The organism is Parabacteroides goldsteinii DSM 19448 = WAL 12034, assembly GCF_000969835.1.
GTDB classification, from domain to species: Bacteria; Bacteroidota; Bacteroidia; order Bacteroidales; family Tannerellaceae; genus Parabacteroides; species Parabacteroides goldsteinii.
Genome location: NZ_KQ033912.1, coordinates 301,394 through 328,147, shown reverse-complemented (window position 1 = coordinate 328,147; position 26,754 = coordinate 301,394). Strand labels below are relative to the sequence as shown.

At 45.6% G+C, this 26,754-nt stretch carries 23 protein-coding genes and 1 pseudogene; 7 read left to right on the top strand and 17 right to left on the bottom strand.

All coding sequences use genetic code 11. From position 1 onward, the window contains the following. Nucleotides 1-21: 21 nt before the first annotated feature. From HMPREF1535_RS01610 to HMPREF1535_RS01600, 3 genes are all read right to left on the bottom strand, one after another. The gene (locus tag HMPREF1535_RS01610) at nt 22-462 is read right to left on the bottom strand and encodes a PepSY-like domain-containing protein (protein ID WP_007659072.1); all 441 of its coding nucleotides are present in this window, start codon (nt 460-462) and stop codon (nt 22-24) included. A 66-nt stretch (nt 463-528) separates the two neighbouring features. After that, a complete protein-coding gene (locus HMPREF1535_RS01605; protein WP_007659070.1) occupies nt 529-1,797 on the bottom strand; it encodes a sensor histidine kinase in 1,269 nt (422 codons plus the stop codon). A gap of 4 nt (nt 1,798-1,801) precedes the next feature. Then, nucleotides 1,802-2,482, bottom strand: coding sequence for a response regulator transcription factor (locus tag HMPREF1535_RS01600; RefSeq protein WP_007659068.1), 681 nt, complete (start codon nt 2,480-2,482; stop codon nt 1,802-1,804). Nucleotides 2,483-2,579: 97 nt separating this feature from the next. Here HMPREF1535_RS01600 and HMPREF1535_RS01595 point away from each other — a divergent pair. From HMPREF1535_RS01595 to HMPREF1535_RS01575, 5 genes and pseudogenes are all read left to right on the top strand, one after another. Next, nucleotides 2,580-3,089, top strand: a pseudogene (locus HMPREF1535_RS01595) (RNA polymerase sigma factor). Further along, nucleotides 3,086-3,613: a hypothetical protein gene (locus tag HMPREF1535_RS01590; RefSeq protein ID WP_046145098.1), complete on the top strand. Its 528-nt coding sequence runs from the start codon at nt 3,086-3,088 to the stop codon at nt 3,611-3,613. The pseudogene HMPREF1535_RS01595 and the gene HMPREF1535_RS01590 overlap by 4 nt, the downstream one beginning before the upstream one ends. A gap of 13 nt (nt 3,614-3,626) precedes the next feature. Continuing rightward, nucleotides 3,627-4,100: a DUF6108 family protein gene (locus HMPREF1535_RS01585; RefSeq protein ID WP_010802401.1), complete on the top strand. Its 474-nt coding sequence runs from the start codon at nt 3,627-3,629 to the stop codon at nt 4,098-4,100. Between the two features lie 20 nt (nt 4,101-4,120). After that, nucleotides 4,121-5,008 (top strand): outer membrane beta-barrel protein, encoded by an 888-nt coding sequence (locus tag HMPREF1535_RS01580; RefSeq protein WP_046146359.1) that lies wholly within the window; start codon nt 4,121-4,123, stop codon nt 5,006-5,008. A gap of 304 nt (nt 5,009-5,312) precedes the next feature. Further along, on the top strand, nt 5,313-5,708 hold the full coding sequence (locus HMPREF1535_RS01575; RefSeq protein WP_007659063.1) for a YkvA family protein: 396 nt from the start codon (nt 5,313-5,315) through the stop codon (nt 5,706-5,708). 121 nt (nt 5,709-5,829) lie between these two features. Here the strand turns inward: HMPREF1535_RS01575 and bioD are convergent, their stop codons facing one another. The 14 genes from bioD to HMPREF1535_RS01505 all read right to left on the bottom strand — a co-directional run bounded on the left by bioD (nt 5,830) and on the right by HMPREF1535_RS01505 (nt 21,466). Next, nucleotides 5,830-6,513, bottom strand: a complete 684-nt coding sequence (gene bioD, locus HMPREF1535_RS01570) for a dethiobiotin synthase (RefSeq protein WP_046145097.1) — start codon at nt 6,511-6,513, stop codon at nt 5,830-5,832. A gap of 3 nt (nt 6,514-6,516) precedes the next feature. Then, on the bottom strand, nt 6,517-7,278 hold the full coding sequence (bioC, locus tag HMPREF1535_RS01565) for a malonyl-ACP O-methyltransferase BioC (RefSeq protein ID WP_046145096.1): 762 nt from the start codon (nt 7,276-7,278) through the stop codon (nt 6,517-6,519). Beyond that, nucleotides 7,254-7,913, bottom strand: coding sequence for a DUF452 family protein (locus tag HMPREF1535_RS01560; protein WP_046145095.1), 660 nt, complete (start codon nt 7,911-7,913; stop codon nt 7,254-7,256). Before HMPREF1535_RS01560 ends, bioC begins: the two co-directional genes overlap by 25 nt. Further along, nucleotides 7,910-9,049, bottom strand: a complete 1,140-nt coding sequence (locus tag HMPREF1535_RS01555; protein ID WP_046145094.1) for an 8-amino-7-oxononanoate synthase — start codon at nt 9,047-9,049, stop codon at nt 7,910-7,912. Before HMPREF1535_RS01555 ends, HMPREF1535_RS01560 begins: the two co-directional genes overlap by 4 nt. A gap of 3 nt (nt 9,050-9,052) precedes the next feature. Continuing rightward, on the bottom strand, nt 9,053-10,330 hold the full coding sequence (gene bioA / locus HMPREF1535_RS01550) for an adenosylmethionine--8-amino-7-oxononanoate transaminase (protein WP_046145093.1): 1,278 nt from the start codon (nt 10,328-10,330) through the stop codon (nt 9,053-9,055). 13 nt (nt 10,331-10,343) lie between these two features. Further along, on the bottom strand, nt 10,344-11,324 hold the full coding sequence (gene bioB / locus HMPREF1535_RS01545) for a biotin synthase BioB (RefSeq protein ID WP_046145092.1): 981 nt from the start codon (nt 11,322-11,324) through the stop codon (nt 10,344-10,346). Between the two features lie 12 nt (nt 11,325-11,336). Further along, nucleotides 11,337-11,741, bottom strand: a complete 405-nt coding sequence (locus tag HMPREF1535_RS01540; protein ID WP_007659056.1) for a hypothetical protein — start codon at nt 11,739-11,741, stop codon at nt 11,337-11,339. Nucleotides 11,742-11,754: 13 nt separating this feature from the next. After that, nucleotides 11,755-13,416, bottom strand: coding sequence for a peptide MFS transporter (locus tag HMPREF1535_RS01535; protein WP_010802405.1), 1,662 nt, complete (start codon nt 13,414-13,416; stop codon nt 11,755-11,757). 19 nt (nt 13,417-13,435) lie between these two features. After that, nucleotides 13,436-14,503, bottom strand: a complete 1,068-nt coding sequence (locus tag HMPREF1535_RS01530) for a DUF4831 family protein (protein ID WP_007659053.1) — start codon at nt 14,501-14,503, stop codon at nt 13,436-13,438. A gap of 270 nt (nt 14,504-14,773) precedes the next feature. Next, nucleotides 14,774-15,139, bottom strand: coding sequence for a DUF3244 domain-containing protein (locus tag HMPREF1535_RS01525; RefSeq protein WP_007659050.1), 366 nt, complete (start codon nt 15,137-15,139; stop codon nt 14,774-14,776). Between the two features lie 116 nt (nt 15,140-15,255). After that, nucleotides 15,256-16,857 (bottom strand): tetratricopeptide repeat protein, encoded by a 1,602-nt coding sequence (locus HMPREF1535_RS01520; RefSeq protein ID WP_233584437.1) that lies wholly within the window; start codon nt 16,855-16,857, stop codon nt 15,256-15,258. Between the two features lie 310 nt (nt 16,858-17,167). Continuing rightward, nucleotides 17,168-18,679 carry a bifunctional ADP-dependent NAD(P)H-hydrate dehydratase/NAD(P)H-hydrate epimerase gene (locus HMPREF1535_RS01515; RefSeq protein ID WP_046145090.1) on the bottom strand — a complete coding sequence of 504 codons (1,512 nt, stop codon included), beginning with the start codon at nt 18,677-18,679 and terminating at the stop codon, nt 17,168-17,170. A 100-nt stretch (nt 18,680-18,779) separates the two neighbouring features. Then, complete coding sequence (locus HMPREF1535_RS01510; RefSeq protein WP_007659047.1) at nt 18,780-20,102, bottom strand: sensor histidine kinase; 1,323 nt, start codon at nt 20,100-20,102, stop codon at nt 18,780-18,782. Beyond that, complete coding sequence (locus HMPREF1535_RS01505; protein ID WP_007659046.1) at nt 20,099-21,466, bottom strand: sigma-54-dependent transcriptional regulator; 1,368 nt, start codon at nt 21,464-21,466, stop codon at nt 20,099-20,101. The genes HMPREF1535_RS01510 and HMPREF1535_RS01505 overlap by 4 nt, the downstream gene beginning before the upstream one ends. A gap of 456 nt (nt 21,467-21,922) precedes the next feature. On the opposite strand from HMPREF1535_RS01505, the gene HMPREF1535_RS01500 reads away from it, so the two are divergent. Together HMPREF1535_RS01500 and HMPREF1535_RS01495 are read left to right on the top strand one after the other, a co-directional pair. Next, complete coding sequence (locus tag HMPREF1535_RS01500; protein WP_007659045.1) at nt 21,923-24,310, top strand: ABC transporter permease; 2,388 nt, start codon at nt 21,923-21,925, stop codon at nt 24,308-24,310. 22 nt (nt 24,311-24,332) lie between these two features. Further along, complete coding sequence (locus HMPREF1535_RS01495; RefSeq protein ID WP_007659044.1) at nt 24,333-26,741, top strand: ABC transporter permease; 2,409 nt, start codon at nt 24,333-24,335, stop codon at nt 26,739-26,741. Nucleotides 26,742-26,754: the final 13 nt, after the last annotated feature.

Genomic DNA, 26,754 nt, shown 5'->3' with positions numbered 1-26,754 from the left:
TATTTTCTTTTTGTTGTTTTGTTAATCGAATTTCTTAAAGTTACCGTTACGGTCGAATTTGAGTTCAAGGTCATTGTTTAACTTGACTTCATATTCGCGTGTGTCTTTGTCCACAGAGATTACCTTGCTATCGGCAAAATTCTTCCTTATATAATCAGCTATTCTGGCAGGCAGGATTTCTAAAGGGATGGAGGCATGGCGCGCTTCGATCTCTTTCCATTCGCCGGACTTGTCAAATTCCACATTAATTCCGTTGGTAAGGATCACGTCATATCCTTTTGTTCCTAACAGATTGCTTTCTATTTTTATATGCGAGATATCTGTCTGTCCGAAATGGTCTGACAGGAAGTTGCGACATACAGAAGGCAATACCGATTTGTCTCTTGTAATCTTCTCGTTGTCTGCGAAAATGGCCATTGTCGATAATAACAGGCTGACCAGAATTAATCCGAACTTTTTCATGACTTTCTTCTTTTAATTTATACTGCAAAGAAAAGGTGACATTTGGGAAAGATTTGGGAAAAATGATTATTTGAATGTTAAAATGAACTGATGCAGCCCATTATATTCATATTTTATATTTATCCCGTAAATGGAAACAATCGATTTAACGATCGCTAATCCCAGTCCGGTTGAATCTTTCTTATGTGTCTGTTTTTCAAAACGGTTGAACAAAGTAGCTTCATTCAGTTTCGGACTGTCGCAACTGTTGGCAACAGTTAATGTACGGCTGGTTACTGTAATGGCGATTGTTCCGTTTTCTATATTATGTATAAACGCGTTCTTTAATAAATTGCTGACCAGGGTAGTAGCCAGCGATTCGTTCATCGTATATGTTAATAAACCGGTTTCCGTATAGGATACCTGTATATTTTTGTATTCATACATCTCTTTATAATCCGGCAGGAGTCTGTCGATCAGCTTGTTGAACTCTATCTCGGAGGTGTCGGGGAACTGTTTGTTGTCGATACGTGAAAGGAGTAACAAGGATTTGTTCGTCTTTATAATCCCACGGAGCGTATGATTGATTCCGGCTATTTCGGAAAGCTGTTCTTCCGTGCAATCAGGGTCCTCGCTGAGAAGTTCCAGTTTGTTCATGCAGATAGCTAACGGTGTTTGCAGTTCGTGGGAAGCATTCTCGACGAACTGTTTTTGTTGGTTATACATGGCTGTATTCCGTTCCATGGCTGTTTGTATGGCCGTATTCAGGATTTTGAATTCTTCCACTTGGGTTTCGTTTACCAATGGAGCCGGTTGTTTTCCGGGGCGGTATTCTTTCAGCCATTTAACGAGCGTATAAAGGGGGCGGAAGCTGGATTTGAATACAAAGTGCGATACCAGCAGGATACAACAAAGCAGGCTGACATATAATATAATGATACTCCAGAAGATTGCTTCGGCCATATCTTCTTTCTCGAGGGTTGAAGTTTCGATGGTCAACTCGTAATATTTCCGGTCGGAAGTCATGAACCAGGTACGTAATACACGGACCGGTTCGTATTCCATTTCGATTTCGATATAGGTGGTGGAGTCGAAGAACTCGTCTTTATCCAGTTCCGCTTCCGCCTCCGGGACTTCACGGATATAATATTTGGTCATGATGTCGACATGGTCACGCAGTAATGTGCTGTCGGCAAGGACACTCTTGATAATGATCTCCTTATAATTCTCCAGGCTGTCGTTGGTCTCGTCGTCTATCTCATGCATGATGACGAAATAGAAACAGCAGGCCCAGGCGGTCAGGATAATCAATAATGGAATCGACAGGTTGCGGAATGTATAGTGGATCAGTTTCATCGTGTTATTCTTCGTTTACCATTTTATAGCCAAAACCGTAGACTGCTTTGATTTCGGCTGTCGCTCCGGCAGACTTTAGTTTCTTGCGCAGGTTTTTTACCTGGCTGTAAATAAAGTCGAAGCTGTCTGCCTGGTCGATATAATCTCCCCAGATAGATTCGGCCAGTGCCCCTTTGCTGATCAGGCGGTCGGGGTTGGTGACAAAATAGTAAAGCAGGTCGAACTCTTTGCGGTTCAACACCAGTTCTTCTTCATTAATATATACGGCATGGCGGTCCGGGTAGACAATAATGTTTGCCAGGTTGATATGCATTTCGCCATCCTGTTGTTTCCGGCGGATGATGCATTTGATCCGGGCATTCAGCTCGGCCAGGTGGAAAGGCTTGGTCAGATAGTCGTCGGCACCGAGGTCGAGACCGGTCACTTTATCTTCGATCGAGTCTTTGGCGGAGACGATGATAACACTGTCTTTCTTCCGCATCTTCTTCAATTCTTCCAGTAAACTGAGGCCGCTACCGCCCGGCAACATGATATCCAGCACGATACAATCGTAATCATAATCGTTGATCTTCAGCAAAGCATCCTGATAGTTGGCTGCACTTTCCACGACATAGCGCTCCTTTTCCAACGAACGGATCATTACTTCACGCAAAGAATCTTCATCTTCTACAATCAGAATTTTCATGGGCTATCTTATTTATTTACAAAGTTATGCAATAATTCTGGCAAAAATCTGGAATTTTCGTGTTATGTTTTCCTTCCTTTGTCGTCATAATAACAGAATGGAACTTGAAACGTTTAAAATAACCGTCTTACCACTCCGGGATAAGCTGATCAACTTTTCCCTGAGACTGATGCAGGAAAAGGCCGATGCCGAGGATATCGTGCAGGAGACTTTTTTGAAGTTGTGGTATATCCGTGAGAAACTGGACGGCTACAATAGCGTGGAAGCACTGGCGATGCAGGTCACCAAGAATCTGGCTTTGGATAAACTACGAGCTCGCCGGCCGGAAGGTCCCGATATAGAGACACTGTCGCTGGATTCAGGATACCGTTCACCGGCTGAACAGTTGGAACAACAGGATGCCGCCGCCCGTATCCGGTAACTGATCAGCCAACTGCCTGCTGTACAGCAAACCATCATCCGGATGAAAGATGTGGAAGGCTATGAGATTGGGGAGATAGCGGAGATAACCGGCTCTCAGGTCGAAGCTATCCGTTCCAACCTCTCGAGAGCCAGGAAGAAGATACGGGAACAGTTTTTATTATTAAACAAACAGGAGCAATTATGAATATAGATGAATTATTGAATCGGTATTTTGAAGGAGAGACTTCGGCGGAAGAAGAGCAGAAGCTCCGTCGTTTCTTCGCTTCAGACAATGTTCCGGAAAACCTGTCTGCCTACAAACCTTTGTTTGCTTATTTCGATGAGGAGATTACGGCTGAAAGGGATATGGCAGAAGAGATATGGTCGGAGATCGCTCCCGAAGCACTTCCGGAAAAGCGTTTCCGGTTGAATCGCAAGTCGGTGGTTTATGTCCTGTCGGCAGTTGCTGCTTGTGTGCTGGTGTTCTTGGGAATCAGTCAGTTGCTCTATCCGGCCGATCCCTGTTTCTGTTCAGATAATTATGTAGTGATAAACGGTCGGTGCTATACCGATATCCATAAGGTTCGCTCTTCGGCTTTTGAAGCGTTGCATGAGGTGGCCACTCCTGCAGACGAATATTTTCCCGAAGAAGATAAGGATGAAGCAGATCGCCGGATCATAGATAACCAATTAAAGGAACTCAGTTCCATATTCAGTGATGACGAATAAAAAACATGTTGCGATGAAACAGATTAAATACACATTATTAGTATGGTTGGCAGCCCTTATGCTGTTTCCTGCCGGAGTAGGGGCAACAGATGCTGAGGTCTTGCAGAAGGACCTGAAGATACAGGATGTTTTCCAGCGTTACGGTCGTAAAAAGAATGTAACGATGGTGGAACTTTCCAACGAAATGCTCGAGACGTACGGTATGACCCGCTATAAGAGCATTACGATCAAGAATGATCCGGATGCCTTGCGTTTCACCCGTCAGTGTTTGGAGGCAGACCAGAAAGGCGCCCGTAAGATAAAGGAAGTGACCGACGATGGCGGTGTGATTTCCGCTTATTACCAGTTGCCGGGTAAGGAGGCCGATATAAACCGTTTTGTCCTTTTCAAAGTCAATGCAAAAGGCGTGATAACCCTGGTCTATATCGAAGGAGATTTGGATAGTGATGACCTGATTACTATCTTGTTCACTAAAAAAGATTTATAAACGAATAAAACTATATGAAGATGAAAAGATTAATACTGATTATGGCAGCCTGTCTCCCCGTGATGGGTTTGTTGGCAGCAGAGGTAGAACCGATATCGGCCGATACGATTATCACATTGGAAAAGAAACGTATAGAAGTCAAAGATAACGGCGACCGGATGAAGGTGCGGGTATATGAGCTGGATGAAAATGGTGAAGCGGTTGATGATGAAATGGTTTTTGAAGGGCACTACCGTGACGGGCAAAGTTACGAACGTCGCAAACATATCAAGACGTTGAATATACCTGTTCCCACCTGGGACAGGGATTTTTCCGCCCACTGGGCCGGCTTCGGTATGGGCTTCAACAGTTTCGATGGAGACGATGTTTCGCTGCGCAAAGGGAAATCGCTGGAATATAATCTGAATTTTATGGAGTTCAGCTTTCCGTTCTCCCGGTATAACTGGGCACTGGTGACTGGTGCCGGTCTGCGCTGGAATCGTTACCGTATAGATGAAAACGCTCATTTCCAGGAGGTAGACGGTGTTACCCAGCTGGTTCCTGCTCCCGAAGGTGTTATTTATAAAAAGAGTAAACTGAATATGACCAGCCTTACCATTCCTGTATTGCTCGAATGGCAGACACCGAAGAAAAGACATAAACCCCGTTTCTTCGTTTCCGGTGGTGTCATTGGAGTGATCAAGACAACCTCTTCTTCCAAAGTTGTTTATGATGACGAACGTGGAAAGACCCGGAAGCAGAAAATGGATGGTGGCATGAACCTTCGTCCTGTTACGATGGACCTTCTTTTTCAAGCGGGTGTCGGCTGCATAGGAGCTTACTTCAAGTATTCGCCTATTGAAATGTTTGAGAGTAAAAAAGGACCGGCTCTTCATCCGGTTTCTTTCGGGTTGCAATTGCATTTGTAGAAATAATTGACCCTTGCTCCGGACGCTTCGTTTTCCCCCTTCACGAACGTTCACCCGCTCAGGTCTTTCCCAGGAAGCACAGCTTCTTTGGATGGGCGATACCGACACCTATATAAATATAACAGGTCTTTTCTCATTCAACAGTCGGTATCGCTTCGGCTTTTGCCGGTTTCCTGTTGTTTAGCAGGTTTAGTCGGAAGTATGAACAGCGAAGATAAGGATTTGCATGGCTGGATAAAATTAGTATCTTTGCCCGTAGGAAGGGGCAGTCTGTGAACTGCTCTGATTGGTAAAAACAACGAGTATGAGTACAAATAGAATTGAAGATGTTCCTTTTGAAGAGGTACACGAAGTGCAGAAATACGGAACCTATTATTCGGATAACCGTTTTTGGAAAAAGGTTGAACGGGTAGCCAAAAAGGTGGGAGCTACTGTGTTATTACCGGTGTTTACACTTTATTATATGTTGCAGGACGATAAAGTTTCTCTCCAGCATAAAGCTTATATTGTCGGTGCCCTCGGTTATTTTATCCTGCCGATTGATTTGATACCGGACGGCATCCTGCCTGTTATCGGTTTTACGGATGATATTGCCGTAATGACGTTGGTCCTGAAGTTGGTAAAAGATAGTATCACTCCTGAAATCAAGGCTCGTGCCAATGCTCGGGTATCGGAGATTATTGGGACGGATAATTTGTAACGGGATACTTTTTAGCGATTACTAGTTGATTGGTTTGTTTTGACGGTGACCGTCAACGAGAGGTGACGATCTCCGTCAATGGTGGTTGACGACTTACGTCACTTCTCGTTGACGACTGTCGTCAAAGTAGCTCGGTTATCGAAATATCATTTATATTCATTTCTTCTTTATATTCCGGCAAACAGATAAATGCTGTTCCCGGAAACTCCTTTTCAAGATACTGGGTGAGATACTCCATCGTATTATCGGCAATTAATTTGTCCGTTTCCGGATAGAGATTGTAGACCAGTGCTTTTACTTCTACTCCATATTGTTTACAGGCAAAAAGGCTGAGCAGGGTATGGTTGATACTTCCCAGTTTTCCGGAGGTGACGAGCAGGACCGGATAATTTTGTTCCTTTACGTAATCGATGGTGAGCGAGTTGAAATCATTCGGAACCATCAGTCCGCCGGCACCTTCGAGAAGGACATATTCATATTTCTCCTGTAACTTGCGTGTCGCTTCGGTGATGGTCGACAGGTCGATGGTGCGTCCGTCGCGTTCGGCAGCCATGTGCGGCGAACAGGGATACGTGAAGATGTAAGGACAGGTGAGGCCGGCCTTATCCTCTTCGGTAAAGGGGATATCCTGTAATTGTCGGTGCATTTCAATATCTTCCGATACTTCCGTACAACCTGTTTGTATCATCTTCTGGGTGATGACCGTTTTGCCCTTTTCGGCCAGGGCACGGGCGAGGATACCAGTAGCATAGGTCTTGCCGATATTGGTGTCGATGCCTGAAATAAATAAGACTTTTCCTTTCATTTTTTATGCTTGTTTTTTTACTGCCAGCACATAGAGTGGGCGGTAAGTGAGTGTTACCTGATTATTATTTGTATGGAACAGTTCCTGATAATCCCGGCAGAAATCTGTTTGTTTGCCGCGTGTCCAGGTGCCGTCGCCGGTAGCGGTTACCCCTGTATGCTTTAAATGGCGGAGTACATCGAGCGGTGTGTCGAAAGTGAGGATTATTTCTTCTTCTCTCAGGTGAATCAGATGAAAATCTTCCTCCAGCCATTCCGTCAGCAGTTCGCCAGAAGGGTATGTTAAACCTTTGCTAGTCAATTGCCTGATCTCTGCTAAATTGCCGGGGGCAAAGGTATTGAATAGTAAAGTCCCGTTAGGGGAAAGCATTCCAGCCAGTTTATGAAGGAATTGTATAGGCTCCTTCATCCATTGAAATGCGGAAGCAGATGCGATCAGGTCGAAGCGACCGGGAAAGTCGATCTCTTCCGCATTTCCGGCGATAAAGAGTAGTGACTGTCCGGGGAACAGGGAGGCTACTTTCTCCCGGCAACCGTCACAGATATCGTTTAGATACCATTCGTCGATAACGCAACTTTCTTTCAAAAGACGGGTGAAACCGCCCGTTCCGCAACCAATTTCAAGGGCACGCTGGAAATGGATGCCGGTGTAACGCGATAATATACCGGTGAGTTTCCGGCAGATTTGTTGCTGTGCATCGGCATGCAGGTCGTAACTATCCAGTGCGCGGCTGAAGCGAGTTATAATTCGTTCCACTGTTTCCATAAATAAAAAGGATAATGAGGTGCTGTGATTTCTGTTACCGGGCAACGTCCGTTCCAGTAGTTGCGTTGATAGGCAGCCGGAAAGATATGATCGTCCGAGCTTATAATGGCACGTGTCCATTGTATGGATGTTGTGTCGTCTGCATTTGTCATTGATTGGCCGTTACAAAGATTGTAAATATGTTGTAGCTCGTCTTTAACCTCTTCCAGCGGACGGGCAGGAAATTTCTCGTATTGTGCGAGTATATCCCGGCTGCCGCACATTCGTCGGTTGAAACGTTTCATACCTTCGGCTGTCAGGTTGTCGAGTGTTCCCCGGAAGATATTTTCCGGGATACCGAAGTTATCGTCTATCGGCCGGGGCGTGCCATTGACGGCGGTAGCTGTGGTTAGTGCGTATTTCCCGGCTAAAGCCAGTTCTGCCATACGCACTCCCATGGACCAGGCAATCAGATGGATTTCCTTATAGCTGCTTAGGTCTTCATGGAATGTCATGTCCCTGTAATCATAACAGAGCATGATATCCGTTCCGTTCTCTGCTTTCAGTCCGGTGAATGATTCGGGCGAGGCAGACCAGCCTGCAAAGAAGAGGAGCAGACGGGGATGGGAGCTATTGAGTTGTTTTTCTATTTTCATATTTCTTTTATCAGTTGGGTGAGTTGCGCAGTGGTTATATCCGCTGTCAATGAGAAGCGTATCCGTGCCGTTCCTTTCGGAACCGTGGGCGGACGGACGGGGAGACAATAGAAGCCTTTGCGTTGCAACTCTTCGGCTTTGCTGATGCAATCGTTATTTTCTCCGATTATATAAGGGATGATATGGCTTTCGCTGATTTCTCCTCCTTTGCCTTCGAGGGCATCGGAAAGCAGATGGCTTGTCAGGGTGAGTTCTTCACGCAGGGAGGAAAATTCCGGAAGCCGTTCGAAGATGAAACGTGTCCAGGCTATCTGTGCTGGAGGCAGGGCAGTGCTGAATATCAGCGGACGCATGCAGTTGACCAAATATTTCCGGATGGTCCGGCTACAGACCACATAGGCACCCATAGAGGCGAGCGCTTTACCGAAAGTGCCGACCAGCAGGTCTATCTCGCGGATACAATCCTGTTCTTCGGCTATTCCGAGACCGTTTTTGCCGCGGACACCGATTGCATGGGCTTCGTCGACATAGAGGCAAACGTTCGGATAGCTTTTCTTCAATTCCACCAAGCGACGGAGGTCGGCAACGTCGCCATCCATGCTAAAGATACTTTCTGTTACGATAAATAACTGTTCGTACTGACCGGCATTCTTCTTTAATAATGTTTCCAACTGATTGTAATCGTTATGGCGGTATCGTTGGAAAGGGGCGCCGCTGAGCAGTATCCCGTCAATGATGCTGGCATGTACCAGTTTGTCGGCAAGGATGAGGGTTTGCTTATCGGCCAAAGCCGGTAGTATTCCGGTATTGGCATGATAACCGCTGTTGAAAAGCAAGGCGGCTTCCCGGTTGAAGCGTTCGGCCATCAACTGTTCTAGTTCCGTATATACCGTAAAATTCCCGGTCAGCAGGCGGGAAGAAGAGGAGGAGAGAGGATAACCTTTTTCCTTCCATTCTTCAAAGAAAGCCTCTCTCAGATCAGAGCGGGACGCCAATCCCAGGTAATCGTTGGAGGAGAGGTTTAGCATAACCTGCCTGTCTCTTTCTATCCGGTTGCCAGTGTGGACGATGTCCGGCAAGCTACGCAGGTTCCCCGCTTCATTTAATTGTTTTAATATCAGAGTATAATCTTTCATTGTTTATTTCTTTATGCACCTCAATACCCCCGAAGTCAGAACCGTCAGCTCTTCCGGCCGGATGATAAACGGCGGCATCAGATAAACCAACCTGCCGAACGGGCGGACCCAAATGCCAGCCTCCACAAAGCGACGTTGAAGGATTGCCATATTGACCGGTTCTTTCATTTCAATCACCCCGATGGCTCCGAGTACCCGTACTTCCTTTACATTCTCAAATGATTGCGCCGGAGCCAGTTCATTGCGAAGTTGTGCTTCAATGGCATTGACTTTCTCTTTCCATCCGCTTTCCAAAAGCAGGGAGACAGAAGCAGAGGCAATAGCACAGGCCAGCGGGTTTCCCATAAAGGTCGGGCCATGCATAAAGCAACCGGCCTCACCGGAACAAATAGTGGTAGCCACCCGTGTCGTAGTCAGCGTGGCCGAGAGTGTCAGATATCCTCCGGTCAAGGCTTTGCCGATACACATGATATCCGGAACGACGCCTGCATGTTCCCAGGCAAAGAGTTTTCCGGTACGGCCGAATCCAGTCGCTATTTCATCAAAGATCAGCAATACATTGTATTGTTCGCATAACTCTTTGGCACGGACCAGAAAAGTCGGTGAGTAGAAATACATTCCTCCGGCTCCCTGTACGATAGGTTCCAGTATCAGGGCGGCGATATCATCGGCATGTTGTTTCAGCAAATCTTTTAATGGAGTCATGGCATCTTCGTTCCATTCTTCATTGAACTTTACGGAAGGTTGAGGAATAAAGTATTGAACGGGAAGGCTTCCGGCAAATATCCCGTGCATGCCTGTGACGGGGTCGCAGACAGACATTGCATGCCAGGTGTCTCCATGGTATCCGCTGCGGATTGTGGCAAATGCGTGCTTCCCGGTCTTCCCTTCGGATTGCCAGTATTGGATAGCCATCTTCATCGCTACCTCGACGGCTACCGAACCACTGTCGGCAAAGAATATCTTTTCCATCTCCGGAGGAAGGATTGCCAGTAGTTTTTGGGCCAGTTCGACGGCCGGTTCATGCGTAATGCCGCCGAACATGATATGACTCATCTTATCCATTTGCTTTTTAGCGGCAGCGTTCAGGACCGGATGATTGTATCCGTGAACGGCCGCCCACCAGGATGACATTCCGTCTATGAGGCGTCTGCCGTCTGCCAGAATGATATTCACACCTTCTGCACCGGCAACCGGATAGACGGGAAGCGGGTCGATTGTCGAGGTATAGGGATGCCATACATGCTCCCTGTCGAATTGCAATAATTCTTCTGTTGTCATAAATTTGTATGTGTTATCCGACCCAGTCGGTTTCTTCTGTTAATGAATAGCCGGCTTCGGTAAAGAGTATTTTGTCTTCCTCTACCTGGCTGCCGATGGTTGTCAGCAAGTCGCCGATGATTGCTGCGTTTATACCTATATATAAGGCTTTCCGTTGTGTCTCCTTACTCAACAGTGAACGTCCTCCCGAGAAACGGAGGTAAGCCTCCGGGTTGATAAAACGGAATAAAGCAATAGTTGTGAGAAACTCTTCTTCCGATAATTGGGGAGTGCCGGCAAGCGGAGTTCCCGGTATCGGTTGTAGCAGGTTTAAGGGGATGGAATGTACTTGTTCTTTTTGGAGTAACAGGGCCATCTCTATCCGTTGTTCCATGGTTTCCCCCATGCCGATGATACCGCCGGAACAGATGCGGAAACCTTCTTCGCGTGCCATATGAATTGTTTCGAGTTTCTGCTCGATTGTATGAGTGGTACATAGGGTTCGGAAGTGGGAGGGAGCGGTTTCGATATTGCAATGATAGTTTTCGACACCGCTTTCACGCAGTTCTTTTAACTGTTCTTTGTTCAAAAGACCCAGGGAAGCACAGCATTTGATGTCGCTCGCCTGTTTGATATAGCGGACGGTTTCTGTTAATTTCCTGATTTCTCCGTCTGATAAACGTTTACCGCTGGTAACCAATCCGAAGCGTTCGATTCCCTGTTGGCGATTGTGTAGTGCCTGATGAACACATTCTTCGGCCGGTAGTAAGGGATACAGGGCGACAACTGTGTTATAATGTCCGGACTGCGCACACCATTTACAGTTCTCGCTGCAATTCCCGCTTTTGGCATTGATGATGGAGCAGGTATCGAATTTATTTCCCATGAAGTGACGTGTGATTTGATGGGCGGCCTTATATAAAGCCTCTTTATCGGGAGATTGAGATAAGGCGACGGCCTGTTCCTCATTGATGGTTCCCCCTTCAATAACAATCTGTTTAAGTGTTTCAATCATATTGGTTGTCTTTTATGAAATAGAAAAGCGGGAAGTCTCAGCATAACTGAAACTTCCCGCTTTAGGATATATACATATAATAATGTAGGCAAACGAACCCGCTGCCGATGTCTGTTTTACCGTCTGTAAAGAGAATAGAAGAAGTAACATCTGTGAAAGCCACGATATAGCTTCCGCACACGATTGTTCCTGCAAAAGTTCAGTCTCTTTCTTTGCTTCTTCCGCACCGATTTGTCCGGTCAATAATACAGACGAATGATTGGAACCGTTTTTAATCTGGAATCTTTCTGCCACATTGGAAGAAAGTTGCCCGATCGTAACAGCCCTGCCCAGACTGAAGAATGCAGCATACCCCTTCCGGCTCCATCTTTTGAACCGGAAAGTCTTTTGTTTGAGATATGTCTGCTGCAACTTCATCTGTTAGCTTTTATTATTTAGCTACTTTTTCCAGACGCTTCATGATGGAGAAGATGAACAGTGCCGACAGCAAACAGCATACGATCAATACGCTCCATACCATCCACAACTGCATTCCGCCCCACAGATAACCGATGATAGCCACCAGATAGTTACCGATAGCCGTAGCTACGAACCATCCTCCCATCATCATACCTTTATATTTAGGAGGTGCTACCTTCGATACGAATGAGATACCCATCGGTGAAAGCAATAACTCAGCGAAAGTCAATACCAGATAAGTCGATATCAGCCAGTTCGGCGAAACCAGAACATCGGCAGAGATACCGTTTGCTTCAACAGCTGCCGGAGTAGGCAATCCTAAAGAACCCAACGCCATGATAAGGAAACCGCAGGCTGCAATCACCATACCGATACCGATCTTACGCGGTGCAGACGGCTCTTTCTTTTTCTTTGCCAGATATCCGAATACGGCCAGCGATACCGGAGTCAGCACGATTACAAAGAACGGGTTGAACTGCTGGAAGATCTGCGGCAGGATACTGACCGTTGAATCCATAGAACTGTAACTCCATCCCAGTAAGCCAAGCATGATGACAAGGACAAGTCCTGAGATTCCTTTTGCTTTGCCTGTTTTTGACTGGAACAAAGAAAATCCTGCATAAACAATAACCAGCAGGAAAGTAAGGTTTACGATATTGAATCCTAAACGATCCAATCCCGTCACGGCCTGTGCGGTATAGTCGCGTGCAAAGAATGTCAGTGTCAAACCATTCTGGTGGAAGGCCATCCAGAAGAAAATAACTACGGCAAATACCAGCAATAATGCCTGGATACGTGCTTTTGTCTGTTCCGGTGTCAGTTCTTCTTCCTGTACATTAGCCGGTTTAGCTTGTTTAGAGTTGTAATCGGCATGCTTGAATGTCGGACGGAACACTACATAGATCAACATGGATACGATCAGAGAGATACAGGCAATAGCAAAACCATAGTTGTAAGCCTCTGATAATTTGTCAATATAAGTAGTACAGAATGTCGCTGTATCACCAACGAAGTTCTGGGCAGCCTGTAAGCCGCTCAGGGTTGTTGCTCCTTCTTCAGTAATCGTTCCGTTCAGGAATTGATGGGCCAGTGATGGAAGTTGAGGTACATAAGTGAATCCGGCTTTTCCCAACATCTTGTTAGTGATCATGGTAGCCGCAGTCGGAGCATACATAGCACCGATGTTGATAGCCATATAGAAGATACTGAAAGCAGTATCACGTTTAGCTTTATACTCAGGAGCATCATACAGATTCCCTACCATTACCTGCAAATTCCCCTTGAACAAACCCGTACCACAGGCGATCAGGGCTAAAGCACCGAACATCAATATTTTTCCGGTAGAGGAAGGGGTGGGAATAGATAACAGTACATATCCGATAAACATGACAACAATACCTGTTGTTACCATTTTACCATAACCGAATTTATCGGCAAGAATACCTCCGATGAGTGGCATAAAATACACTGCTGCTAAGAAAGAACCGAAGATGGTCGATGTCTCGGCGGCTGTGAAGCCGAACTTAGCTTGTAAGAATAAAGTAAAAATTGCGAGCATCGTATAATACCCGAAACGCTCGCCGGTATTCGCTAAGGCTAACGCGTATAAACCTTTAGGTTGTCCTTCAAACATAGAAATTTAAATTAGATTATTATTGAATTATTTGTTTTATGGCGCCGGTCTCCGGATAGAAATAGACTTTCACCGGAGCTTTTTTATCTTCGAACATAACAGGAGCAAGCCCTTCGCGTGAACCGAATTGCGTAATTTGTGCGTCTCCTTTATATAGTGTTTTCTTGTTCATGCTGATTTCAATACTAGCTTTGCCGGGTACATTATAAACAATGCCTTTCAATGATTTTTCCTTCTTTTCGGCTTCTTTCGGGTCGAGCACCGGAGCACGTTCGGTCGCTTTTAAATTCATATAGACCGGGACACCTCCGAGGTCGTCTGCATCGACGATACCCATCAGATTGGAGAAGCGGAATAAGACTTCTTTTTCCAGATTATCGTAAGGGGTAATGCTCACTTCGTAATGAGAAGTTTCTTTGGTAAGGATACCGGTAAACAGGTTGGTCAGCGCCTTTTCCTGTTCTTCTAACTGTTGGATAACCAGCTTCATCGCTTCACCGTCGGGTGGAAGATTATCTGCATCTCCGGTCAGGATATTCAAACGGCTTTCACGGATACGGTAGATTTGTTTGGCGGCAACTTCTGCCTGCCTGGCTGTAGAGCCTGCCATCAGCAACTCTTCCGAAAAGACGGAGGCATCCGTCACTTTAGCCGGTCCCTGGCCATTTTTCTTTATTGTCTCAAGTTCTGATTCTTCCGGTGTATATTCTGCATTGATGGAACACAGGAGGCCGTCTTCCGTCAGATAAGCGTAAGGGGCAACTGTACCACTTTTAAATTCAACGATATAAGTGTTGTCCGGGTCGGGTATTCCTTTGTTTACCAACGATAGTTTTCCTAACTCATAGTATACCTTATCTTCCGTTATCGCATCTTTCACTCCTAAGTATTTTTCTGCATACTTGTAGTAAGGACCGGCTTTGCAGGTAACCTTTGTAACTTCTGCATCAACGATCAGTTGTGTTTTTGGCAATGAGTAGGTAATACCGAAATTATTAGCTTTAACAGCGTTTTTCTTTACCACTTTGGTTTGTGCCATGAGCGGTATGCTAAACAAAAGACATGCTATTGTGATCAGATTTTTCATATCTAAACAAATTATTTATCTCAATTATGATTGTACAAAACTATGAAATATTTTGTTAGAAACCAACCTTAGAACCTTCTTTTAGACTTTTGTAATGCAGATGAGCAGTATGATTATGGCACTTTAGTTGGGGAGGGATAAAAAAATCATAGTTAATGTTTTGGTTAAGGGAGAACAACTCATGAGTGGAAAAGGAGATCGAGATATAGAGGGGTCGGTTAAATCGCCCTCATGAGTTGTATATAAACATAAATTTAGCGCGTTTAATGCTTATTCTATTTCTATAATGAAAGAGCCGGTAAGATATCCGTATCTATGCACTAATTCCAGCGTATATTCACCATTCTCAAGATTTAATGGAATAGTATATACTTGTGGACCAGAGGCTGATACGCATTCTTCATAGACTACCATACCTGTATTATCTTTTACCTGAATAGTCAGGTTGCTAAGCGGACTGGTAAATTCGATTGTCAGATCTTGTCCTTCTATTGAAGCTGTAGGAGGTGCCGGAAAGATAGATTTAATATCCTGAGGACCCCATTTACCTTTAGTCGGAATATTATCTGCATACATGTTTTGAGCACAGAATGCTCCACATATTACTAAAAATAAAGCTGTGATGAACTGTCTCATAATCTTAATTAATTTAATTGTCGGTTGATAAAATTGAAAATGCCTTACAAATGTATAACCCATATTGGAATATAGATTATATTTTTGTTGACAAAATGTTGACAATTGATAAGTTGTTATAAATCAGCTATAAATTGGTCGAATTTCTCGGTACTTTCAGGCTCATGTGTCAATTTTTTATACAGTCTTTTCCGGCATTGTGTGACTCCGGAGCTTGTTAATCTCATCAATGATGCAATCTTTTTAACAGGAATGCCAATTTTGACCAGGTAACAGACTCGTAATTCTTCAGTAGAGACATATGGAGATAAGTCAAAAATACGTTTTGAGAAATCGGAATAAGTCGCATCGATCAGTAAACCCAGTTCTGACCATTCGCTTTCCGTAAGTCCGGTTTCGGTCTTATGTATTTTGATATATAAAGCAGACTTTTTGAGATCATGTTCTAATATCTCTAATGTATTTTGTTTTAAAGAGATTTGTCTGTTCTCCATTTCCAGCATTAGCTTTTGGGTTTCGAACAGTTGTTTTTTTACGTCACTCAGCGTTTCCTGTCCGTTGGAGAGTGCGTTTTCCAGATATTTGATCTGTTGTTTATTATCTTCTATATGTTGTTGGCTTTGTTTGTATTGTTGCTCTTTCAGGTCAAGTAGCTTTTTCTTTTTCTTCTGTTCTTTTTTGAAAAAGAAAAAGCCGGTGAGAAACAGAAAGACCGTGATGATCAGTATTTGATATATTATGATCATTTGTCTGGCTGCCTCTTGTTCATACTTTAGTTTCTCATCTGCTATGTGTTGGTAGTTGAACATGCTCTGTGTCATGCGTATATTTTCATAATGAGAGTTGACCCTGATTGAATCCCTCAGTTGTTCATAATGGTCCCAATACTTGAAATAGTCTGTAAAGTCGGATTTCTTTCTTTTTATCTGGGCTAAAAAGTATAAACTGCCTGCCTGGGTATAGATATTGGGACTCTGTAAACTTTGGCTCAAATAGTATTGGGCAGAATCGTATTGTGCTGTTTTTAATAAATATTCTCCGTATGTTAGAAATAAATGGTATTCCAGACTGGGAGTAAAGCAAGTTTGTATTGATTTTTGTATGCAATCGCCCGCTTCTTCATATTGACCGATTTTCATGTATAAACTACCTAAATCATTGTATAAAGAAGATGAACTTTCAGGGGTGGCTGTTTTTATCGCTTGCTGATAATAATATATAGCACTATCCAATTGTTGTGTTTCTGTAAAGACACGGGCAGTATTGCGCAGAGCGAGAGATATTCTGGTTGAGTCGTTACTCCCTTCCAAAAGAGATAGTGTTTTTTTGTAAAGTGGTAACGCTGTTTCGTAAATGTCCTGATAAGAATAAAGCGTTCCGAGGCTATTGTTTATTTTTATAAGCAGGTCTGTGGAGTTCAGGCTTTCACCTAATTCCAATGCTTTCAAATAGGCTTGTTGTGCTTGTAAGGCATCCTGCATATCGAAATAGGTTCTTCCCATATAATAATATGATAACGCCAGTGAGGCAATATCATTATGGTTTTCATAATAAGTGACGGCCTTTTTTATCAATGAGTCGGAAGTAATTGTAATATAGTTTTTATCTAAAGCCTGCGTAAACAGCAGGCAATAAGAGGCATATTCCCTGTTTGATAATGTTTCGGGTGATGGTATCTTGTTGAGAATGGCCAGCGCACTGTCAGGAAGTGTTTCCATTAATTTTTCTGCCTGCAATAGTTCTGATGAGGCAGAACTCCTCTTGGAACAGGAAGAAAAGCACAGGATACAGATTAGCAGAAAGTATAAAATAATATTTCGGGGTTTACTTGTCATTTGCGTATATTTGGTGGCCGAATATATCGCTTTTTTTTGAAACAGAAGTTGATAATGAATGTTATATTTTGGAAGTTATTCGGGAAGGAGGATAAGCGTATTGAATATTAAGCAGAGTCTGGCTGTATAAAAAAAGTAGCCGGACCTGAATAGGGGCCGGCTACCGGTATAAATGGGAAATAACTTTATCTGTTTATTTGATTTGCTTGAATGCTTTTCCGAGCATATCGGTGATGTCTCCGGCAATCATACTTTCTTCCGAACGGTAAACAGCTGCCAGGTCGCCAGCCGTGCCATGAAGGAAAACTCCTGAAACAGCAGCCGTTTCGGGTTCTGCTCCTTGAGCCAGCAGTCCGAGAATAATGCCGGTCAGGACATCGCCGCTGCCGGCTGTCGCCATGCCCGGATTGCCACAGCTGTTGAAATATACGTTGCCGCTTGCCGTGCAGGTTGCCGTATAAGTGCCTTTAAGTACTACACACAGTTTATGTTCGATAGCAAAAGACTGTGCTTTCTTCAGGCGCTCGAACATGCTGTTGCTTTCTCCGGCGATACGGTCGAACTCCTTCGGATGCGGTGTGAGGATGCTGCGCGGAGGAATGCGGTTCAATAAATCTTTATTGGAAGCGATCAGGTTTAATGCATCGGCATCCAGCACGACCGGCTTGTCGGTTGTCTGCAACAGACGTTCCAGGGCGGCGGCCGATTCGAGATGTTGTCCTAATCCAGGTCCTACACCGATAGCGGAATAGATGGATATTTCGGGCACGGTCGTGAAATAGTCGGCATGCGGATCGAAGCTGATCATGGCTTCCGGAAAAGCTGCCTGCATAATGACTTCGCCACGTTGCGGGATATGCACGGTCAGTAATCCCGTACCGCTTCTCAGGCATGAACGGGCGGCAAGCAGGGCGGCTCCCATCTTTCCTTTGCTTCCGGCAATGAGTAATGCGTGACCGAAAGTCCCTTTATGGGAGAATTTATCGCGGGGCTGGAATACTTCGGAGATATCGTCTTCCGTCACCATCATATAAGGAGTAGACGTATTATCGACGATATCCGGGTGAATACCGATGTCCAACACTTTCCACTCACCGACATACTGAGCATTTTCGGGGAAGAAGAAAGCCAGTTTCGGGAATCCGAATGTCAGCGTCAGGCTTGCCCTTACGATAGAATCCAGATCATTCGTCTGGTTATTCTCCCCGAACAATCCGGAGGGAATATCGATAGATACGATCGTAGCATCCGACTGGTTGATATATTTTACCATTGCAGCAAAACCGCCGGTCAACGGACGGTTCAGGCCGGAACCGAACAAACCGTCGATCACGACATCGCGGTCGGTCAGTACCGGAGGAACGAAGTCGGCTACCACTTCGGTAAATTCAACCTTCTCCAATCCGAGTATCCGTTGCTTGTTCATCTCACAATCAAAAGAAAGATGCTCGGTCGGGTTGAACAGATAAGTTTCAACCCTGTAACATTCGTCCTTCAATAGCCGTGCGATAGCGAGTGCGTCGGCACCATTGTTTCCCTGTCCGGCAAATACGATGATACGGGTTTGCTTGGAGTAACGGCGGCAAAATTCGTGCACGAAGACCGTTGAGGCGCGTTCTACTAAGTCGATAGAACTGATCGGTTCGTTCTGGATTGTGTATTGATCGAGTTCTTTTACTTTGTCTGTTGGAAATATCTTTATCATAACTGTAGGATATCAGAAGTTTATTCAGCATACAAATGTATAACAAACTTTGCTATGTTGTTCCCCCTTTTTTAAAAAGGAAAGGAAGCATTTTCGCCAATCAGGCGAAAGTAAGCAGGAAACGGCTTCCTTTCCCTGCTTCCGAGATAACGGTCAGGCTGCCTTTGTGCATATACATGATCTGCCGGGAAATACTGAGTCCGATACCGGAACCGACAGGCTTGGTCGTAAAGAACGGTATGAAGATGCGCTCCTGGACGTCTGCCGGAATGCCTGTCCCATTATCGCTGACCTGAATATAGTTTTTACCTTCCGCATTGATCCCTGCCGATAGTTCTATCCGGGGATTCTCACATTCCTGTGTCGCATCCAGCGCATTTTTTATCAGATTGATCAGTATCTGTTCGATCAGAGCTTTGTCGGCGATGACCTGTAAATGCGATGCCGAAGGCAGGACTTTTATGCTATCCGTTTCCTCCCTGAATAGCAGGGCGACATTGTCGAGCAAGCTGTCGACAGGTATAATTTCGGGGACGGGGGTAGGAATGCCGGTCACTTTTCTATAGTTCTCAACGAAGCGGACCAGGCCGCTGCTTCTCCGGAAGATGGTGTCGACAGCCTGATGTATCTCTTCGCGTTCCTCGTCCGTGATAGGATCCGAAGTCTGTTTGCTTTTCAATAACTCGGAGAGGGATACGATCGGTGTCATGGAATTCATGATCTCATGTGTGAGAACCCGGATGAGCTTCTGCCAGGCTTCCGTCTCTTTATTTTCCAGTACCGAGCGGATATTCTTCATGCTGACGACGGTAAGCGGCTTGTTCAATACCACGAATGACATGGATGACAGGATCAGTTGCGAGTAATCTTCCTGGCGGCGGACTTGCAGGATAGACAGTTCACCGGGATGCAGGATGCGCAGCCGGGCAGGAAGTTCCGGATGGTAAGCTGCCAGATCGTCTATCGTTTCGGCAAAGTTCAGGCCGGTTTGTATTTTGGCTGCCTGGTTCATCCATTCGACCTGTCCCGTTTCGGGAGAATAAACGAAGACGGAGAGGTCGATATGATTGGCCAGTGCCTGGAAATATTGCAGTTGGCTTTCCTTTTGCTGAAGATGTTTCTTATAGAATTGCAAAGCCTCTTCCACCGCTTCGGTCAGTTCTTGCGGGAGGGCATCCGACGGTTCCTGGGGTGTTGCACCCGAGGAAAGGAAGTCGGAATAGCGTACCGACCAGACAAAATGCCGGAATAGCCGGTCGCTCCGTTCCATCTGCCGGAGCAGGTACCAGGCTTCTATCAGGAGAATCATGCCGGCAATGAAAGCGGAAATATAAAACTGTCCCGCCACCAAAAAGGCAAGAACCAGGCTGGTGATTACTATTAAAAGGATCAGTCCGATAGCTTTTTTCGAGTATTGTTTCATAAACCGTATTTTTCCAGTCGCCTATATAAAGATGTACGCGTAATACCTAATAAGTCGGCAGCCTGTGTCAGATTGCCGGAGCAATGATGCAAAGCCTCCTGTATGGTTTTCTTTTCCAGCTCTTCCAGGTTGAACTTTTCTTCCTTTTCGCGGTAGCTGGAAACGGGAGTACGAAGCATGAAGTCGTCGTACTGCAACTTTTTCTGGTCAGAAAGGATGACGGCCCGTTCAATGACATGTTGCAGTTCGCGGACGTTGCCCGGCCAGTTGTATTGTTTCAGAAGCTGACGCGCCTCCCGTGAGAAGCCTTCTATCTCTTTCTTATATTTATGGCTGTACCGTTTCAGGAAATGATCCGCCAGGAGAGAGATGTCGTTTCCCCTTTCCCGCAAGGGAGGAATGAAAATCTCGATCGTATTGATGCGGTAAAGCAGGTCCTGCCGGAAACTGCCGTCCTGTACGGCGGCATGAAGGTCGGTATTGGTTGCGCAGATCAGCCGGACATTGATGGAAGTCTCCTTGGTCGATCCCAGGCGGTTTATCTTTTGCTGTTCGATCACCGTAAGCAGTTTGGATTGGAGCATAAGTGGCAGGTTTCCGATCTCGTTCAGAAAGAGCGTGCCGCCGGATGCGATCTCAAAACGTCCCGACTTGCTTTTATTTGCATCCGTAAAAGCTCCTTTTTCGTAGCCGAACAGTTCGCTTTCAAACAGGTTGTGCGGGATGCTTCCCAGGTCGATAGGCACGAAAGCCTCCTGGTTGCGTGACGATTGTTTGTGGAGCGTATAAGCAATCAGGTCTTTTCCCGTCCCGTTTTCGCCCTGCAAAAGAATGTTGGCATCCGCATTCTTCAACTTTTCTACCGTCTTGAATATCTTTTCCATGGCGGGAGATTCGCCGATCACTTCCAGCTCCGGCTCCGTCGTGGTGAGGACAGACTTCTGTTCTTTCAGCGTCTGCACTTCTCCGCGCCGCAGGCTGAGTTCGAGTGCCGACGAGATGGTTGCCAGCATCTTCTCGTTCTGCCAGGGCTTAGGGATGAAATCGGTGGCTCCCGCTTTGATGGCGCGGACGGCCTTTTCCGTATCCGAATAGGCTGTGATCAGGATGACGACAGTCTCGGGAGATATTTCGCGGATACGTTCCAGCCAGTAAAAACCTTCTTTTCCGCTAACGGCATCTGCCGTGAAATTCATATCGAGCAGGATGACATTGTATTTGGTAGTCGATACGAGCCGGTTGATCTCTTTAGGGCTTGTGCAGGTCGTAACGCTTTCAGCCAAAGGCCGGAGCAGCATTTTCAATGTAAAGAGAATGTCTTCGTTGTCGTCGATAACTAATATTTTTCCTTGTCGTACTGCCATGATATTCCTTCTTCATGTATTGATTAGATGGCCCAAACTTAGGTAAAATTTCCGGATAGCCGGTAAACTAATCCCAACTAAACGAACTTTTAATGTTTACCTCCCTGATATCTATTATTTTTCTTCTTAGATTTTTTGCTTTTGAGCTAGCACAAAATCAATTTCGGGCATGCATCAAATTAATTTTGAGCATGCTAAAAATTGATTTTCAGCAAGGGGGAAAGAAATAAAATAGAGGACTAAAATATTACTTAATCAGGAGAAAAGAATTAGTTCATCCGGTGTTTCGGGTTAGTTGCCGGTGAAGTACCGTACGGAAACGTATGGGGAACTGTACGATATCGTACGGTAGTCGTAGTCTCTGTATATTACATATTACTGATGGCTAGCCGGTTAGAAAAATGGCATGAATGTTGATTACTTATAGCAAGATATGAACTGATTAATAAAATGACCATGTTTAAACATTATGTGAAAGTAGCCATCCGGCAGATAAAGCGGAGTTTTCTGTTTTCATCTATCAATATGCTGGGATTTGTGTTGGGGATGACAGCCGCTTTCCTGATCTATCTCTGGATAGTGGATGAGCTGACATTTGAAGATTTTAATAAGAACGGAGACTATATTTACCGGGTGATCCGTGAAGAGCAGTCTGCAAAAGGGCAGGTTCCCTCTACGGTTACCCCGCTTAGCGAAGTGTTCCGGAAGGATTTTTCGAAGGTGGAGAATGCGACCTTTATAAAGTATGGTGGTAAATATGATATTTACGCCGGGGATGTAGGAGTTGAGGCTAACTATGGATATGTCGATACGACATTCTTTGATGTATTCAGTTTTCCGGTTGTGGCAGGCGATCCGTCCCTGCTGAAGAAAGACCCTCAGATGGTCGTGCTCTCAGAGGCGATTGCGGAGAAGCTGTTCGGTAAAACATCGGCTATAGGAAAAGAGGTCACCTGTAAATTCAATAAAAAATATTATAAGGTAGCGGCGGTATTGAAAGTGCCCCGCAAGAGTCATATACAGTTTGAGGTACTGGCAAGTTGGGATTCTTATTTGTGGGACGAAATAAAAGATGAACTTTGGGGATTCTCGGAGAGGATGCACGTTTTTATCCAACTAAAGAAAGGAACCTCTTTGACGGATGCCGACCGGCTGGCCATGCGCGACCTCTGGGTGAAGCATTCGCAATGGGGAAAGCCCCTGGCCTTCCAACCGTTGAAAGATATCCATCTGCGCACAGCATTTAAGGAACCCAACGATGTGTATAATCACGGGAATATGCAGCAGATTTACCTTTTTGCGGCGTTGGCTGCCCTGATCATTTTTATGGGGGCATTTAATTTTATGACTTTATCGACTGCCCGTGCTTCTTTGCGTTCCAAGGAGATAGGCGTCCGGAAGGTGAACGGGGCGAAAAGGAAGAAGCTGATCATGCAGTTCCTGTCGGAAAGTCTGGTGCAGGCTTTTATCTCGTTGCTGTTGGCGCTGGCGCTGACGGAATTGCTGTTGCCATTTTTTAATATGTTTGTTGAGAAGGATATTACTTTGCAATTCAATTGGCAGACCTTGTTGTTTGTGCTGTTCGGTATTGTCGGAGTCGGTTGCCTGGCAGGCTCTTTTTCTGCATTCTATATGTCGTCGTTCAGTCCGCTGCTGGCCTTCAAGGGAGGGCAGGCGACCGGTAAGAAGGGGAGATTGATCAAAGGGCTGGTCTGTCTACAGTTCGTAATCGCGATAACCATGATTATTTGTACGACTATCATATTCAAGCAACTCCATTATTTGCAGAATGCCGATCTGGGATTGAATAAGGAACATCTGATTGAGGTCGATGTTTTGGACTGGCGCCGGGGAGCAGACGGTTTCAAGCAGGAGATACTTAAAAATCCGTATGTGAAGAGTGTGGCGTTGGGTGTGGAGATAACCAACTACCTGCAAGGATATAGCTTTGAAGAAAATATGTTCAGGTGGGAAGATGAGAACGGGAAAACAGACTCGGTGAAGATGGTAGGAATGGTCGGAGACAGCGACTTTATTCCAACATTGGGGTTGACATTGTTGAAAGGAGAAACGTTCGGCTCAAATCCCGACCATTACTGGGATGGCTCTTATGCACAAGAATCGCCGATCGTTATCAATGAAACGGCATGGAAGATGCTGAAAGTAGAGAATCCGGTCGGTATGCTGCTGGCTGGCGGTGGCATCGGCATTCGTAATTCCAGGGTCGTTGGTGTTGTGAAAGACTTTAACTTCCAGCCGTTGCGGGAGAAGATAAAACCTGCATTCTTTTATTATACGGTTCAGTTGTTTAATTATATGTATGTTCGGATCTCGGCAGAGAAACAGGCGGAGACTCTGAAGTTCCTGAAAGAGAAATATGAGGAGGCACGTCCGGATATGCTCTTTAATTACCGTTTCCTGACGGATGTCCTGAATGAGAATTATACCCGCGAACGGCAACAAAGCCAGATGTTTCTGATCTTTACCGTGTTGGCTATTATCGTGGCGATGATGGGCGTGTTCGGCCTGGTGACTCTTTCAACGGTACAGCGAACGAAGGAGATCGGTGTCCGGAAAGTGAACGGTGCGCATTCCGACCGTATTGTCCGTATGTTTTGCCGGGAATATGCGATTTGGGTAGGCATTGCCTTTGTGGTCGCCTGTCCGCTCGGCTACCTGTTCATGCTGAGATGGCTGAGTGGCTTTGCTTATCAGACAACGATCAGTTGGTGGCTTTTCCCGCTATCGGGCGGCATTATCCTGCTGATAACGCTGTCGACCGTTATAGCGCAGACCTGGCGTGCCGCATCCAGGAACCCGGTACAATCATTACGGTATGAATAAAATAACAATAAATAAGAACGATATGATTAAGCATTATATAAAAGTAGCCATCCGGTTGATAAAACGGAGTTTTCTGTTTTCATCTATCAATATGCTGGGTTTCGTGCTGGGAATGACAGCCGCTTTCCTGATTTATCTCTGGATAGTGGATGAGCTGACATTCGAAGATTTCCACAGGAACCGCGACTCTGTCTACCGGGTGATTGCCGTAGACCGGAAAGACGGTGGGGAAATGAAAGAATCAGCTTACACGGTGGCCCCGTTGAGTAAAGCATTACGGGAGGAGTTCCCACAGGTGGAGAATGCAACCTTTGTGCTCAACTTCGGTATGCTGAACCTTCATTCGGGAGCAAATCTGATCGAAGCGAAGTATACATTTGTGGATACGGCCTTCTTTGATATGTTCAGTTTCCCGGTGATAGCGGGCGATCCCGCCCTGATGAAGAAAGACCCGCAGCAGATCGTGCTGGCGGAGTCTACGGCAAAGAAGTTGTTCGGAGATTCTCCGGCTGTCGGTAAAGATGTCACCTGTCAGTTTCTGGGGCAAGTTCACCGTTATAAAGTGGCGGCAGTCCTGAAAGTGCCCCGTAAAAGCCATATCCGGTTTGAAGTGTTGCTGAGTGAACAGGCCTATTTTGAACCGCTGAGCTGGGATTTTGCGGAAGGAACGAATGTATATATCCAGTTGAGGAAAGGCTCCGTATTATCGGAAGCTGACCGGAAGGCTATGGGCCGTACCTGGATAAATCAGCGGGAAGACGGGAGGCCGTTGGAGTTCCAGCCATTGAAAGATATTCATTTACATACCTCATTTAAAGACCCGTCGGTCGATAATTACGGAAATATGTCGCAAATCTGGTTGTTTATGGCGTTGGCCCTGTTGATTATTTTTATGGGGGCATTCAACTTTACCACTTTGTCGACTGCCCGTGCATCGCTGCGTTATAAGGAGATCGGTGTCCGGAAGGTGACAGGGGCGAAACGGAAGATGCTGATTACGCAGTTCCTGTCCGAGAGTCTGGTTCAGGCTTTCCTTTCGCTGGTCCTGGCGTTGGCACTGACGGAATTGTTGTTGCCTTTCTTCAACCGGTTTGTCGGGAAAGATATTGTTTTGTTGTTTAACTGGCAGACTATGTTATTTATCCTGTTCGGTATAATAGGAGTCGGGAGTCTGGCAGGAGCGTTCCCTGCTTTCTATATGTCGTCGTTCAACCCTTTGCTGGCCTTTAAAGGCGGAAAGGCAACCGGCCGGAAAGGGACGCTTATCAAAGGCTTGGTGTGTGTGCAGTTTGTCATTGCCATTACGATGCTTTTTTCCACTTCGGTAGTCTTCCGTCAGCTTCATTACCTGCAAAATGCAGACCTCGGACTGGATAAGGAAGATATGGTCGTCGTGGATTGTGATGTATTCGAACTGATGGCCTACTACGGCAACCAGGGAATAGATGATTATAGGCAGGAAGTAATGAAAAATCCGAATGTCGGGAATGTGGCGGGAGGCGTGGACTTGTCGAATTACCTTCGGGGACATAAGACGGAAGAAGCCGTTTTCAGTTGGATGGGTGAAAACGGACAGGTCGATTCGCTGAAAATGGTCGGTGTTGTGGGGGACGGCAATTTTATGAAGACATTGGGAGTGACCTTGCTGAAAGGCGAATCTTTCGGTGCCGACAAGAATGCCTATATGGATGGCACTTATCAGAAGGAGTCGCCGGTAGTCATTAATGAAACCGCCTGGAAGATGATGCAGGTGAAAGACCCGGTAGGCATGGTCGTTCAGAATAAAGGATGGTTCGGGGAGACTGCGCGGATTGTCGGTGTGGTGAAGGATTTTCATTTTCAGTCGTTGCGTGAGGAGGTCAAACCGGCTTACATCTATTATTCCCGTCAATTATTGAATACAATGTATATAAAGATCTCTCCGGAGAATAAGGCGGGGACATTGAAGTTCCTGAAAGAGAAATATGAAGAGATGCGCCCGGACAATGTGTTTTCCTACCGTTTCTTTTCCGATGCGTTGAACCTGAATTATGCCCATGAACAGCAGTTGAGCCGGATGTTTCTGATCTTTACCGTCCTGGCAATCGTTGTCGCCATGATGGGCGTACTGGGACTGGTTGCCCTGGCAACCGCACAGCGGACGAAGGAAATAGGTATCCGGAAAGTGAACGGTGCGCATTCCGACCGCATTGTCCGTATGTTTTGCCGGGAATATATGATTTGGGTGGGAATCGCCTTTGTGGTAGCCTGTCCGGTCGGTTATCTTCTGATGGTTCGCTGGCTGAGTAATTTTGCCTATCAGACTCCTATCAGTTGGTGGCTGTTTCCGCTGGCGGGACTGATTATCCTGCTGATAACCTTCCTGACAGTTGTAGCACAGACCTGGCGGGCAGCTTCTCGGAATCCGGTGGAGTCGTTGAGATATGAATAAATGAATAAGAATA